Source organism: Gemmiger formicilis (assembly GCF_900167555.1).
Classification (GTDB): domain Bacteria; phylum Bacillota; class Clostridia; order Oscillospirales; family Ruminococcaceae; genus Gemmiger; species Gemmiger formicilis.
The window spans coordinates 1-14350 of sequence record NZ_FUYF01000030.1 but is presented as its reverse complement, the minus strand read 5'-3'; the positions used below and the strand labels follow the sequence as shown (position 1 = coordinate 14350).

The 14350-nt window shown below is 53.0% G+C and carries 14 protein-coding genes; 5 read left to right on the top strand and 9 right to left on the bottom strand.

The genetic code is table 11. From position 1 onward, the window contains the following. Positions 1-210, top strand: a 210-nt coding sequence (locus B5D32_RS15265) for a hypothetical protein (protein ID WP_159447055.1), incomplete at its 5' end; no start/stop codon positions are given. A gap of 194 nt (positions 211-404) precedes the next feature. Further along, entirely contained in the window at positions 405-914 is a 510-nt protein-coding gene (locus tag B5D32_RS13420; protein WP_078785487.1) for a hypothetical protein, read from the top strand. A gap of 168 nt (positions 915-1082) precedes the next feature. Here B5D32_RS13420 and B5D32_RS13415 read toward each other — a convergent pair whose 3' ends face one another. The 9 genes from B5D32_RS13415 to B5D32_RS13375 all read right to left on the bottom strand — a co-directional run bounded on the left by B5D32_RS13415 (position 1083) and on the right by B5D32_RS13375 (position 11380). Then, positions 1083-2171, bottom strand: a complete 1089-nt coding sequence (locus tag B5D32_RS13415) for a phosphotransferase enzyme family protein (RefSeq protein WP_078785486.1) — start codon at positions 2169-2171, stop codon at positions 1083-1085. A gap of 22 nt (positions 2172-2193) precedes the next feature. After that, a complete protein-coding gene (locus tag B5D32_RS13410; RefSeq protein ID WP_078785485.1) occupies positions 2194-2760 on the bottom strand; it encodes a chromate transporter in 567 nt (188 codons plus the stop codon). Continuing rightward, positions 2757-3329 carry a chromate transporter gene (locus tag B5D32_RS13405; protein ID WP_143402774.1) on the bottom strand — a complete coding sequence of 191 codons (573 nt, stop codon included), beginning with the start codon at positions 3327-3329 and terminating at the stop codon, positions 2757-2759. The genes B5D32_RS13410 and B5D32_RS13405 overlap by 4 nt, the downstream gene beginning before the upstream one ends. 11 nt (positions 3330-3340) lie before the next feature. Next, complete coding sequence (locus B5D32_RS13400) at positions 3341-4462, bottom strand: anaerobic sulfatase maturase (RefSeq protein WP_078785483.1); 1122 nt, start codon at positions 4460-4462, stop codon at positions 3341-3343. Further along, entirely contained in the window at positions 4459-5892 is a 1434-nt protein-coding gene (locus tag B5D32_RS13395; RefSeq protein ID WP_078785489.1) for an arylsulfatase, read from the bottom strand. Before B5D32_RS13395 ends, B5D32_RS13400 begins: the two co-directional genes overlap by 4 nt. Positions 5893-5961: 69 nt before the next feature. Then, a complete protein-coding gene (gnpA, locus tag B5D32_RS13390) occupies positions 5962-8133 on the bottom strand; it encodes a 1,3-beta-galactosyl-N-acetylhexosamine phosphorylase (protein ID WP_078785482.1) in 2172 nt (723 codons plus the stop codon). A 48-nt stretch (positions 8134-8181) separates the two neighbouring features. Beyond that, complete coding sequence (locus B5D32_RS13385) at positions 8182-9039, bottom strand: carbohydrate ABC transporter permease (RefSeq protein WP_078785481.1); 858 nt, start codon at positions 9037-9039, stop codon at positions 8182-8184. A 15-nt stretch (positions 9040-9054) separates the two neighbouring features. Beyond that, the gene (locus B5D32_RS13380) at positions 9055-9948 is read right to left on the bottom strand and encodes a carbohydrate ABC transporter permease (RefSeq protein ID WP_078785480.1); all 894 of its coding nucleotides are present in this window, start codon (positions 9946-9948) and stop codon (positions 9055-9057) included. 139 nt (positions 9949-10087) lie between these two features. Further along, complete coding sequence (locus B5D32_RS13375; RefSeq protein ID WP_078785479.1) at positions 10088-11380, bottom strand: ABC transporter substrate-binding protein; 1293 nt, start codon at positions 11378-11380, stop codon at positions 10088-10090. Between the two features lie 305 nt (positions 11381-11685). Here B5D32_RS13375 and B5D32_RS13370 point away from each other — a divergent pair, with 305 nt between their 5' ends. The 3 genes from B5D32_RS13370 (at position 11686) to B5D32_RS13360 (ending at position 14191) form a co-directional block, all read left to right on the top strand. Continuing rightward, the gene (locus B5D32_RS13370; protein WP_078785478.1) at positions 11686-12528 is read left to right on the top strand and encodes an AraC family transcriptional regulator; all 843 of its coding nucleotides are present in this window, start codon (positions 11686-11688) and stop codon (positions 12526-12528) included. Between the two features lie 527 nt (positions 12529-13055). Continuing rightward, on the top strand, positions 13056-13445 hold the full coding sequence (locus tag B5D32_RS13365; protein WP_426744229.1) for a fimbrial protein: 390 nt from the start codon (positions 13056-13058) through the stop codon (positions 13443-13445). A 35-nt stretch (positions 13446-13480) separates the two neighbouring features. After that, positions 13481-14191 carry a hypothetical protein gene (locus tag B5D32_RS13360; protein WP_078785477.1) on the top strand — a complete coding sequence of 237 codons (711 nt, stop codon included), beginning with the start codon at positions 13481-13483 and terminating at the stop codon, positions 14189-14191. The last annotated feature ends 159 nt before the right edge of the window (positions 14192-14350 follow it).

Genomic DNA, 14350 nt, shown 5'->3' with positions numbered 1-14350 from the left:
TATAAGCCAATTGATTATTTAGGTGTGTTCAGCATCGGCGAATTTGTCGGTTACCTTATACGGAGTCTTGTTGCCCCTGCATTTGTATGGTTTCCTGACATTCTTATTGGGATGCCCGACAACCTTATTCAAGCCATTGCAGCTGTGTGGTTGGTTGTGATGTCCATTTTTGTTCCCACCGTGATTGAGCGTGCGATTGACGGGTTCTAATAATAGCTTGGTCCTTGCACAACTTACCAATGCCCTTGTAAACAAAACCAAAATCCGCATCGATATTGCCGACATGTGCGATTTCGATGCGGATTTTTTCTTTTTCTTTGCAAATTATGCGTCAAAATCGTTAATTCCTCTCTGTTTAGTAATTGAAAGAATTCTTTCGACAAACAAAAACAGGGAGTATTTTTATGCCATTCAAAAGACAGAAATCCAATGTATCCCCGCATTACCATGACACACGGACGCTTTTGAGGAAGTACCGGGATGTCATGTGGAATTTGGAAGTATCAGATCTCGATTTGCAAGAGGAATTCAAGGCCGAATATGGGCTGTCCACGGACGCACTGTTTGTTGACAGCGAGGTCAACAAGGGCGGCAACCGGCTGGAAAGCTATGCCCGCGCCTTGGAACGCAGCAAAAAAATGATGCAGATCATCGACACCGCGATTGACCTGATGCGCCGCAAACACAAAAAGGGCGAGTTTTATTACTGGATTTTGTACTATGCCTATCTCTCCCCGCAGCAGTGCGAGAATGCGGGTGCAATTTTGCAGTTGCTCGAAACCAAGGGTATCTCCATTTCTCTGCGCACCTACTATGTTCACCGGGATGAAGCTATTGAGGTTCTCAGTTCGATTTTGTGGGGCTACACTTCCCAGGACTGCGAGAAAATCACCAATTTGCTGACACCCGATTGACCCTACACAACCTTCGCAATAAATCTGCGTTGCAAAGCTGTGCCGACGACTTTATTCTGTATAGAACAGAAAACGCCCGCGCTTGTCAGGCGCGGGCGTTATAAAAAGGAGAAACCGCGATTTTGCTTTACGCAAAACGCAGAATGAGAAGGGGGTATCAGGTTTTTATCAGCAGTATTTCTCAATTACTTTCTGCATAGCATCCCAGTTTTCTTCCATGCCGGAGGTCAGCTTGAACTGGGTGCGGGCGCGGTTAAGGTTCTGCTGTTCATAGTTAATGTGGAAGTAGTGGTCTCCCTCGAGATAATCGGAGAGGAAGCGCATGCCGCATTCCATTGTCATCAGCTTGGCGCCCCAGGGCAGGGTCTGTTTCTCTAAAGGCGTGAACGCCTCCCCTGCTGCCTGCAAGAAGCCCTTGGTGTAAATTTCAAACAGTTCCATGCTAAAATTCACTTTCGAGAGGTCAGCTTCATCCTCGGCGCAATGGTTGGCACCGAAGCGGATGGAATCGCCGAAGTCATTGGCGGCAAGGCCCGGCATGACGGTGTCAAGGTCGATGACGCAAAGGCCCTCCCCCGTCGTTTTGTCGAGCAGGATATTGTTCAGCTTGGTATCGTTGTGGGTGACGCGCAGCGGTAGCTTGCCCGCCGCCAGCAGATCCACCATCACATGATAATCAGCTTCGCGGGCGCAGACAAACTCGATCTCGCGCCGCACCTGGGCGGCGCGGCCCATGCGGTCCTCGGCTACAGCGCGCTGGAAATCAGCGAAGCGCTTGGGTGTGTCGTGGAAGTGTGGGATCGTCTCATGGAGGGTGTGGGCCGGATAAGCGGCAAGCTGATGCTGGAAATTGCCGAACGCAACGGCGCTTTGGTAAAAATCCTCGGCAGATTGCACCTGCTGCAAGCAGACGGTGTTCTCCACAAAATCATAGACACGCCAGCAGCTGCCATCGGCGGCTTGGTAATAAGGCTTTTCTGCCGCAGTAGGCACTACATGGAGCGTGGCACGCGCAGGGTCAGCCCCGCGCTGTTTAGCTTTTTCACGCAGAAAATCCGTTACGCCGCAGATATTTTCCATCAAGCCGGCGGGGTCCTTGAAGGTATCGGTGTTGATCTTTTGCAGGATGTAGCGCTTTGCGCCCTGCGCAGACGTTACCGTGAGGGCATACGTCTGGTTGATATGCCCCTCGCCATAGGGAACCGGCTCGGACACCGAACCGTTCCACCGCCAGGCGGCTAAAATCTCATTCATCATAAAATATCCTCTCAGTTTTTGTTTATGCCGCGATGCTGTACAGCACGACACCGGCCATGGCAGCCCCCGCCATGACCTTGATGGGACTGGGCTTCCACTTACGCAGAATAAAGAAGCCCACAAGGAAAACAGCCAGGGCAATCAGATCCATGCTGCCCAAATCAGCCGGGAAAGTGCGCTGCCCGTACAGGGCCATGCACAACAGGGAGATGCCGGCGGAAGCGATCATGGCAATAACAGCAGGCCGCAGCCCGGCCAGGATGCCCTGCATAACGCTTAGACCGCGGAAACGGTAATACACGTAGGCCAGCGTCATGACGATGACGCAGGACGGGAAAATACAGCCGATCGTGGCAATCAGTGCCCCCGGCAGACCCGCCACCTGAATACCAACAAACGTAGCAGCGTTTACGGCGATGGGGCCGGGGGTCATTTCGGCAATGGCCATAATGTCCGCGAAGCCCGTCATCGTCAGCCAGGGGTGAATATCCACGACTTGGTTTTGAATCAGGGGCATGGCCGCATAGCCGCCGCCGATGCTGAACAGGCCGATTTGGAAAAAGCTCCAGAACAGTTCCAGGTAGATCATTTGTCGTCCTCCCGCTTTTGCAGATACAGAGTATCCAGTGCGCCGATGACACCGCAGACCAAAATAATTAAAATGATATTCACCGAGAAGAAACGGGTCGCCAAAAAAGCCGCCAGCATGACCGCGATGGGCAGCCAGCGCTTCTTTTTCAGGATGGGCCACGCCATATTGATGACCACATCAAAGACAACCGCCGCCACACCGGCCAGCATACCGGCCATCGCCATACTCACATACTTGTTGGAGCGGAACGCCTGATAAAACGCGGAGATAATGGAAATGATGATAAGCGGCGGCAAGGCTGCCCCCACCACGGTAATCAGCGCACCGGGGATGCCTGCCACATGGTAGCCCACCAGAATCGAGGCATTGATGGCAATAGAGCCGGGGCTGGATTGGGCAATCGCCGTCAGGTCCAGCATTTCTTCTTCCTCGATCCAGCGCAGTTCTTTCACGAAGCGCTCGCGCATCAGGGGGATAATGACGAAGCCGCCGCCGAAGGTGCAGGCGCTCAACTTAAAGGTAGAGAGAAACAGCTGCCAGTATTTATTTTTCTTGTCCAATAGAATCTGTCTCCTTTTCAGCGGTACATTTGAACGGCGCGGACCATCTCGCACAGGCGCGGTTCCGCATAGGCAAAAAACTTTTGCAGGGCTTTGCAGTAGTAACTGCGCTGCGCAGTGTCGGTAGCATTGCGGTCGCGCTTGCAGCCGCCGCGGCACAGGCGGATCCATCTGCACTGCCGGCACTCTGCGGGGATCTGCCAGCCGTCTGTGATAAATGTCTGCATTTTCTTGCCGGTAAGCAGCGATTGCAGGGTGTCGTTTTGCACAGTTCCAAGTTTATAGGCATCCAGGCAGAAGAAGTCGCACGGGTACACGGCACCGCTACCCTCCACAACCATATAGGCACCGCAAGTACCGGTCGTGGAGCAGGTCCCCGCAGGGCTGCCCATAAGCAGATGAATATAATCCTCAAACAAACGGATGCTGATATAGGTGCTGGTTTTCCAGTCCCGATACCAGGCATCAAACATGGCACACAGGAACTGCGCGTACAGCTCCGGTGTTAAGGAGTAGTTCTGCTGCCCTTGCGGCGTATCCAACGGGTCCAGACAGGGAATGAACTGCAAATAGCGCACCCCCGTGGCTTTCATGGATTTATACACGCGCTCCGCCTTTTTGGCCAGCCGCTTGGTGACGACACACAAAAGGTTGCACTCCACGCCGCAGCGGCGCAGCAGTTTGATCGTCTGCGTGATTTTATCCCATGTCCCGTTCCCCTGTGCGTCCGGGCGCAGGGCATCATGGACATCCGGGGTGCCATCCAAGCTGATGCCCACGAGAAAATGGTCTTTGCTGAAAAATTCAGCCCATTCCTCGGTAATGGCAAGGCCGTTTGTCTGGATGGCGTACTGTACGGTGACGCGCTTCTGGTTGTACTTTCGCACCGTCTGCGTAAAGAAGCGGAAAAAATCCAGCCCGGCCAGGGTTGGCTCCCCGCCCTGAAAGGCAAACGAAACAAAGCCGCCCTGCTCAATTTCCACAAAGCAGCGCTGAATCAGCGTCTCGGCAGTCGCCCGCGTCATCATGCAGTCTTCGGGGTTCACGCGGTTTTGCTGCTCATCCCGGTAAAAGCAATATTGGCAGCGCATGTTGCAGTAGCCTGCGGCTGGTTTTATCAGGAATTGAAGCTGCTTCATAGCACCTCGGTATGCTGCAATACGGTCACGGGTGTTTTGCCCACAAGCAGGCTGTGGCCGTCGGTGTAGCCCTCTTCGCGGTTTTTCAGTGCGTTGATGAGAAGTTCGCGCAGCTCGGCTACGCGCGCTGGGTGTTCGTCCAGCACATTCTTGTTCTCGTGCGGGTCGTTGCGCAAATCAAAGTACAGCTCCCGCCCGGTCTGGGAGTACCAGATGTATTTATCCTCTTTTGTCAGGATGAAATGCATGGAATCCTCGCCAAGCGTATGCTCGCCGTGCAGATATTCACGCTCAACAGGGTGCAGCAGGCTCGTGCCGTCCACGGTTTCGGGGATCGGTGTGCCCGCCAGTTCCAGCAGCGTGGGCATAACATCCCGCAGCTCGGCCAAATCGGTGCGGACCGTGCCGTGCTTGCCGACATAACGCTCCGGCCCGGAGATAAACAGCGGCACATGGATGCTGCCCTGAAACGGCTTGGCTTTTTGGAACATCAGGTGGTCACCCAGCATCTCGCCGTGGTCGGAGACAAACAGAATAATCGTATTGTCCATAATCTGTTCCTCCACCAACGCGGAGACTAAGCGCCCGATTTGGTGATCCATGTGGGTAATCGCCGCATAGTAGCCCGCCCGCAGCTGCTGGATGTAGCTCTCATCCGAGGGTGCCGTCTGGGCATGGTAGCTGTGGCCGTCGCGCTCCCAGCGGACGCAGTCGTTCCAGTCGCCGCGCCAAGGCTCGGCCAGCGGCTTATCTTTGTACAAATTCAGGTAGTATTCCGGGGCATCCAGCGGCGGGTGCGGCCGCACAAAGCTGGCCATCAAAAAGAACGGCTTCGAGCGGTCACGGCGGCGCAGGAAATCCCGGCACTCGCTGGCGACCCAGTTGGTAGGATGGTACTTTTCCTCGTAGATCCAGGGGCGCACGACCCAGCTGTTGCAGTCAAGGCCGGTGTCCACGGGGTCGGCATCCACGCCAAGCTGCTGTTTGAGCCACCAATAATAATCATCGGCCACGCGCTGGTCCTCATAACTGGGCGTGGTGGGGCGGCGGTAGGCATGGAGATAGCCGTCATGCAGTCGCACATCGTTAAAGCCCAGGTTGTTGCGCAGCGGATGGACGTGCATTTTGCCGACGCACTGGGTATAGTAGCCCGCCTTGCTCAGTTCCCCGGCCAGCGTGTGGGGGTACTCCCACGGGATCAAATCTTCGTAGCCAACGCGGCCCGTGTGCTCCTGGGACATGCCGGTATACAGCGTGGCGCGGGCGGGAACGCAGGTCGGGCAGGCGGAATAGGCGTTTTCATAGCGCACACCCTCGGCGGCCAGGGCATCCAAAAACGGCGTTTTCACATCCGGATGCCCGGCAATACCCAGGCAGTCGCCGCGCATCTGGTCTGCCATAAGCAGGATAATATTGGGACGTTTATCCATAATAAACCCCTTATCATTGTTTTTGCAGGTAAAGGCGTGCCGCACAAACACGGCACGCCTTTGTCTGTTTTACAGATTATACCACTTGATCTCGTTCGCGTCCATGTGCAGGTCGAAGCTGCTGCCATCGCCGGTATAAACGGTGGTATCCTGCGGCTCGTAGGTGTTGTTTACCACGCAATACTTGCCGTTCTTGACGTAGGCATGTACTTCGACATTGTAGTTCGTGCTGAACCACTTGTGCAGGTCGGCCTCATCGTGGGCAGCCCACAGAATAGCGCGGTACAGCACGCGGTTGTTCACAAAGCTGTAGGGCAGGCCGCTGATGTACACGCCGCGGCCCTTGCCATACTCGTGCGCGGCCATCTGCACTTCCTTGTCGCGCTGAATCAGAATCTCGGTGCCTTCCAGCGCAAAGATGCTCTTCTTCCCCTCGCCGAAGTCCACGTCATGGTCGGGGCAGTCGGTCAGAATAAAGTGGTCACGGTGCTCGTCCCAGTTGTACTTGTCGTAGTTAAGCGTGAAGCCGGTTTCTTTCTCCACGCCGAGCGGTGCGGACAGCTGCAAATAGCGCCCCTGATACTGGTGGCCGCCCGGTTCGCCGACGCCGATCAGGCCGCCGCCACGATGGACAAAGCCCTTGACAGCAGAGGAAATCTCCGGGTCTTCCCAGACTTTGCCGCCGGTGTGGGCGGTGTCGCCGTCGCCGACATTGATAAGTACATCAATGCCATCCAGCACATTCGGGTCAGCCTTGATGTCGTCAAAACTGACAAACTTCACATCAAACGGTGCGCCGGACAACGCTTCGATGACGCCCGCATAGCTGTAGTTCTGCTTCTGGTACAGCGCGTGGTGGACCATGTGGCAGCCCCACGCGCGCTGCTGACCCCAACTGTTCAGCACAGCCACGGTCTTGACGCAGTAGGGCGTCGTGCCCTTGATGTTCTCATACAGTTCGCGGAACTCGTTGCAGACGCTCTCGACATAATCGAGAAATTTCGGGAACTCGCAGGCCAGTTTCAGATAGCCGCCGTAGCCGATGCGGTCAATGGGCTTGCGCAGGATGGCGCGGCGTGCGGTGACCCAGTTCTCCTTGGCTTCGCGCACGGGGTCGCCGCCCTCGTGGAAGGTATCGGGGAAGAAGTAAGGCAGGAAGCGGCCCTCGGTGTACTTGACGCCGGGAATGTCGGAGATCAGGCGCAGGGTGCTGCCGTTGCCGACGCTGCCGACGATGGCATCGACGCCGGATTTCTGAAATTCCGGCATGAACGGCTCACAGCCAATCCAATGGTCGCCCAAGAACATCATGGCTTCCTTGCCGTATTCGTGGACGATGTCGGTCATTTCTTTCATCAGACCGGCCACCTCACGGCGCTGGAATGCCTGAAAGTCCTTGTACTCCTTGCTGGGTACGCGGTACTGGTTGTTGTAGTAGCCTTGGTCGATGATGAACTCCGGGCGGAACTTGTAGCCGACTTCTTTCTCGAACTGCTCCAAAATGTAGGGGCAGACGGAAGCAGAGTAGCCGTACCAGTCAACGTACTTTTCACGGCGCAATTCATCAAAGACGAGCGTAAACAGGTGGAAAAACGTCGTGAAACGAACAACATTTACATAAGGATGGCTTTCGAGGTACTCCCGCAGACGGCGCATCGTGTAGGCATGGGTCTTGGGCTGGCGTACATCAAACGGAATCTGATGCTCGACGTCCTTCCAGTCGTTGATGACGGAGTTGTACATATGAACAGGGTCCCAAATCAGGTAGGCCAGAAAGCTGACGGTGTACTCATGGTAGGCGGCAGGGGCGTCGATGACAACACTCTCAGCCGCAGTATCGTAGCACCAGTCGGAAGTGGGGACAGGCTCACCCGTCGTGCGATCAATGACCTCCCACCAGCGGGCAATGTCATCGTGGTCGTTGACCTTCATCAGCTCACGGCTGATGCCTGTCATCAGGGGGATGGTCAGCGCACCGCCTTCAGCGGTGTAAAACGGCGTCATAATGTAGCACTGCTGGGTTTCGTCGGGGTTGGCCTTGGCCCATGCGTTGTCCTTGCGGGTGGTGTAGTAGGTGGCGTAAATCTTTGCGCCGGTGTCCTTCAGCTCCTGCGGAAACTCAGTGCCATCGCAGTCGCGGATGGCATCCGCGCCCCAGCGCTTCAACAGGTCGAGGGTTTCAGACACTGCGTCCGTATCAGTGGGAATCGTCACGCGGCCCATTTTTCTTACATCATTCATATAAAGATTCTCCTTGAAACGTAATATTTTGAATGGAGGAAAGTCAAATCAGCCCTTAACGCCGCCACTGGTAGCACCGACAATAATCTTTTCAGACAGGAAAAGATACAGCAGGAAAGTAGGCAGGAATACAATGATAACTGCGGCAAACATAGCACCGTACTGGCCGGAATATTTCATTGCGTTGACAATCTGCAACAAACCGACACCAACAGGGGTCATAGAATCGCTGGTAGTGAAAATCAACGCCATGAAGAACTCGTTCCACACAGACATGAAGTTGAAAATCGTAACCGTAATAATGGCGGGCTGAACCAGCGGCAGCATAATCTGCCAGAATGTCCGAGAATGGCTGCATCCGTCAATGTAGGCCGCCTCCTCATAAGACCGGGACAGTGATGAGAAGAAATCCAGCAGGTAAACCGTGGTATACGGTACGCGCAGCATAATGTACAGCACAACCAACAGCACGCGACCCTTGATGCCCCACTGCACAGCCAAAGAGTAGAGCGGCATGATGATCATAATGGTGGGAACACTCATGGCAATGACCAAGCCGATACGGATGGCCTTACCGCCGACAAACTTCCAGCGAGAAAGCACATAAGCACCGGGCGCGGAAATAAGCAATACGCCCACACAGGAAACAATGGCATAAACCAAGCTGTTGAAGAAATACAGCGATACATTTTGGGTGTTCCAAGCTGTGACGTAGTTATCCCACTTCAGGCCATTGGAAAAGTCCATAACACGGCCCGTCAGAATTTCCTTTGTTGAGGAAAGGCTGGCGCAGACGATCCAGAACAGGATGGCAGCCGTAAGCGCGACCCACGCGCAAACAATGATATAACCGGGCAGAAGCCGAAGCTCTTTCTTCCAGTTGATTCTATCGTGATATTTTCCCATAACTGCTCTCCTACCTTAATACTCCAGATCCGAGTCTTTCAAGATCAGGTTGGTGATAACGTACACAGCAATGATAATCAAAGTCAGCACAACGCCAACCGCTGCGCCTGCACCAGCATCGCGCTCTACAACGCCCTTGCCGCCAAACACCGTATCGTACAGATACACAACGGGCACAATGGTGGCCGTTTCCGTGTTGATGGGGGAGAACATCTTCGTCCACAGGAAGAATGTGGTAGCATTGATGCTCCAGAAAGTAACACAGGTGCGGATGACGCCTTTCAGCAGGGGCAGCGTAATCTGGAAGAAGCGGTCAAGGATATTCGCGCCGTCGATGGTGGCAGCTTCGTACAAATCCTGCGGGATACCTTCGATGCCGCTGATAAAAATCAGCATATAGTAACCAACACTGCCAAAGATGAAAGCAATCATCATAGCCCAGAAAATCAAGTCTGTACCCAGCCAGCGGACATTCTCGCCGCCGAATGCTTTGACGATCTGGTTCAGCAGACCATAATCATAGTTGAACACATACTGAATCCACATGGTAGCCAGTGCCACGGCGCTGATGATATTGGGCATATATATGGCGGCCTTGAAGAATTTTGCGCCGCGGATGCCACTGGTCAAAATCACGGCCATCAACATGGACAGGCACATGGTAATGATGCCGCCTACCAGCCAAATCATCACCATGTTTTTCATGGAACTGATAAAACCGGCATTTCGCAGGATTTTGAAATAGTTTTGCAGCCCATAGAAGCTCCATGTGCTTGTAGATGCCGTAAGGCTCTCTACCTTAAAGAAACTCATGATAACTGTCCGAACAATCGGATAGACATACATGAACAACAGGCAAAGAACGGTGGGCAGAATGAATAGGAAAATCATTGTCTTGTTCTTTTTCATACTGGTAATACCTCAAAAATGAAATGTCATAAGCAAAGGCGGCACCCATTCAGGTGCCGCCTCCGTTCAGATTGAGGGAATCCTGAATAAATCCATTACAGCCGCACCGCTTGACGGCGTACCGTGATTTATTATAGGATTAGCCGCACAGGGTATCCAAGTAAGCGCAGTAGTCGGCGCCGGTTGCGTACTTGCCTTCGAACAGCTCGATCATGGAGCTCTTGATGGAGGACCAGCCGTCCAGCGTGTTCAGAGAACCGCACCAGCTCATCGGGGTGGTGGTGTTCTTCAGCGTCTCAACAGAGCCGGCCAGGACAGACTCTTTCAGGCGGGTGTCAGCAGGGATCTGACCGCCCTTGTCAACCAGCTCCTGCCCGCAGGTGCCGGTAACGATGGTCATAATGAAGTCAAATGCAGCCTGCGGGTTCTCGCAGGAAGAGGAGATGGCCAGAGAGTTTGCACCGGCGTAAGCAGAAGCATCAACATTGCCCTCGACTTCGGGATAGTTGAAGAAGCCCCAGTTTACAGGCTCACCAACAGCAGCATCAACCTCGGAAGTGACATAGTTTGCGCAAGCAACCATAGCCGCCGTGCCAAGGCCAACCTTGGTCTGGCTGGCAGGATAAGCATCAGGTGCGCCCTCGGCCAGATAACCAGCGTTCACGAAATCAATGATTTCCTGCGCAGCCGTAACAGCAGCTTCATTGTCAGCCCAGCCACCGTTCTTGCCCAGCTCGGCAATGGTGTCCTCGCCCAGATGGCGGACCAGATGGTTGTAGAAGTTGAAGTTTGCGTAAGCACCGTCCAGCGCCAGCGGCTCATAGCCGTTGTCTTTCAGGGTCTGGCAGACAGTCAGGAACTCATCCCAAGTCTTGGGGGCGTCGGTAATGCCACAGGCATCGAAAACGTCCTTGTTGTAGAAGATACCGCCAATCTGGGGCTGCTCTACGATGGAGTTCAGGTAGCCAGCCCATTCTTTGGACTGATCATTGAAGCAAGCATAGCTGAAGTCATCATAACCGACAGCGTCTGCCATCTCGGTCAGGTCGTAGGTGTAGGGAGCGTAAGCGTGGCCGATACGGTTGTAATCATCCTCGAAGATGTCCAGTTTTTCGCCAGATTCCAGCGCGGCAGAAATCAGGGTGTTGACATCGCGGCCTTTCCACTCGATGTTGACATGTGCGCCAGTCTCAGCCTCGAAAGCGTCAGCGGCGGCCTGAATTGCATTTGCCTGAACCTCACCGGCAGACCACATGGACCACATGGTCAACTCAACGCCCTCATACTTCTTGCCATCAGTAGCCGTAGACTCGGCAGCCGTGGATTCAGCAGGAGCAGTAGAGGTAGCTTCCGAACTTTGAGCGCTGCCACCACAAGCAGCCAGAGATGCTGCCATAGCAGAAGCCATCAAAAGTGCAACGATCTTCTTCATTTGTGTTTTCCTCCTAAGTGTAATTTCTATGTCGGGATTTCATCCCTTTCGCGGTGACTTAAGTGTAGTGCTTTTCACATCATTTATCAATTATTATATTGCTCATCATTTTAGCAATATTGTTATTCACCGTTTTTTCGGCACAACGTCCGACTTTCGCGTCTGAAAATTGTGCACTTTACACGTTTGTATTTCGAAACAAAGCAACATATTGATAAAATCGCCCAAAAAATTCGTTGCATTTTTCGGACGTGTGCCATATAATAGAATTATGACAATATATCAAAAAGTTCGGAGGCCTCGCCATGAGCCACATCAACTATGCTTTCAACCCGGAGGATGACGCACTCCCCCGCGACAAGATGAAGCTGCGCAATATAGCCTCTACAAAATACAGCGGCGATTGGCCCTCCATCCCACATTCCCATAGCTACGCAGAGCTATTTTATATTGTCGATGGCGAGGGGCAGTTTCAGATCAATGACAAGCTGTTCCCCGTGCAGGCGCACCAGCTGGTCGTGGTCAATCCCAACGTCATCCACACCGAAGTCAGCTTTGAATCACACCCGTTGGAATATATTGTGCTTGGCATCGAAGGGCTGGAATTTACGATTTCCGATGCCGCCGAGGGCAGCTTTTGCATTTATACCTTTAAAGAGGATAACGATGTGCTGGTCTGTATGCGCAAGATCCTGCGGGAAATGCAGAACCGAGAGTCGAGTTTCCAGATACTTTGCCAGGCCTACATGGATATTATCGTTGTACAGCTGATGCGCAACGCCAGTGTTTCGGCTGTGCCGATCCACTCCCGCCTGCCTGCCAACCGCCAGTGTGCAACGGTAAAGCGCTACATTGACCACCATTATAAGGAAAATATCACGCTGGACCAGCTGGCAGAAAAGGTCAGCATCACCAAATATTATATGGTACACGCCTTTAAGCGCGAATACGGTGTTTCGCCCATCAATTATATCATCAACTGCCGCATAAAAGAAGGAAAGCGTCTCCTGGCCGAGACGGACCTTTCTCTCTCTCAGATCGCAGCTATTCTGGGCTTTTCTTCTTCCAGCTACTTCTCCCAAACTTTCCGCAATGCAGAAGGAACCTCGCCAACAGAGTACCGGAAAGCAAACCAGGTGAAATTTTAACATTTGTTTTCGTTTAATAGGTTTTCCCTTTATGGCCGAAATTTCACAAAAGACTGCCATCGGGTCTGCGCCAATACCATTTTGTATCAGTTGAAACCGGAAATGATGGTGCCCAATGTTATCTGCGCTGCCAATATAGTCAATCACTTCCCCGCCGTTACCGCTTCACCTGCGGTAACGGCGCTTTGCGTTATATGGGAATATCTATATTACTGTCTTGCCTCTCCAAGTATCAACCGCACAAGGAATTTTGTACAGGAACTGGTTTTGTGATAAAAATAGGGCTGCCGTCTCATGACAGCTCTATTTTCATTTCTACGTTTGAATATCTTTTGTTGCTGGCATCACTGTCCTATGCTACAAAATTGCGAGAAAATCACCAATCTCCTTACCCCTGATTGAACCTGCACAACATCCGCAATACATCCGCAGAGCGAAAGCCTTTTTTCCTGCACAGCCAATTTGTTATTATGGTAATGGTCTACTTTTGGCAACTCATAAAGCATTTTTACACACAGGAGGTTTCAATGATCAAGAAAAACACGTATTCTTTTTACCACAAGCGCATAAGGACAGCCCTTTGCGCTGTCCTATGCAGTGTACTGACCGCAATGCCCGCTTTTGCAACCGGCGAGGATAATTCTCCCACCGCCGCAGCCAGCACAACCGTCTGGACGAAAGCCAGCGAGATCATGCAGGATGTCTACTCGCAAATCATCTCTATCTCCACCGTCACAGCTGTAGTCTGCGCCGCCGTTGCCCTGCTGCTGATGAACTTTTCCAAGAACGGCAAGACCGTGGATGATTCCCGCGCATGGCTTAAGCGCATTGCCATCACCTGGGCGATTCTGAACGGTCTCGGCTTCATCATGGCCTACGTTACGCCGTTCTTCCAGGGCGGCACTTGGAATCCGTAAACCTGCGCGGAATTGCAGCAAGGAGGTGAACGCCTTTGGGCATTTTAGATGGCATTGTGGATTGGCTGGCAACGCAGGTGATGAATTTGCTGGATTTGGCATCAACATCAGTACTTGGCGCGCTGGGCTGCAATATGGATACGTTCAAGCGGTACTTTCCTGCCGCATCGTCCATGTACGAGATTTTTATCTGGACAGCCATTGGGCTGGTGCTGCTAAACCTTGTGTGGCAGCTTTACCGCTGCTATGGCGCAGGGTTTGACATTGACACCGAGAATCCCATCAATCTGGTGGTGCGCTCTGTAATTTTCCTGCTTCTGATTTGGTATTGCGATGACATCGTCAACCTTGCCTTGCAGATCGGCGGCACGCCCTACACCTGGATTCTGGACAGCAGCCTGCCCGGCGTGCAGTTTGGAGACTTCAATTCCGTGCTACTCATCATCATTGGCGTGATTGCCAACGGTTCTGTGGCCTTGATTGCGCTGATTCTTGTTGTGATTCTGGCTTGGAACTACTTAAAGCTGCTTTTGGAAGCCGCCGAGCGATACGTTGTACTGGGAATTCTGGTTTTCACCGCACCCCTTGCCTTTGCTATGGGCGCGGCGCGCGGCACAAACAACATTTTCAAAAGCTGGTGCCGAATGTTCAGTGGGCAGCTTCTGCTGCTGATTATGAACGCATGGTGCTTAAAACTGTTCGTCAATATGGTCGGTGAGTTTCTCGCCAATCCGCTGTCCTTATAGGAGATTTTTTACATGAAAAAAACTCTGTTTACCCTATTCACCGCCATCAACCTTGCGCTTCTGTACTGTCCGGCCGCTTTTGCTTTGACCGAGGATGAAGCTGCTGCGGCCGTAGACGCGCATGGCAAGGATGCCGTCTCCGGCAATCTGTTCCTGTGG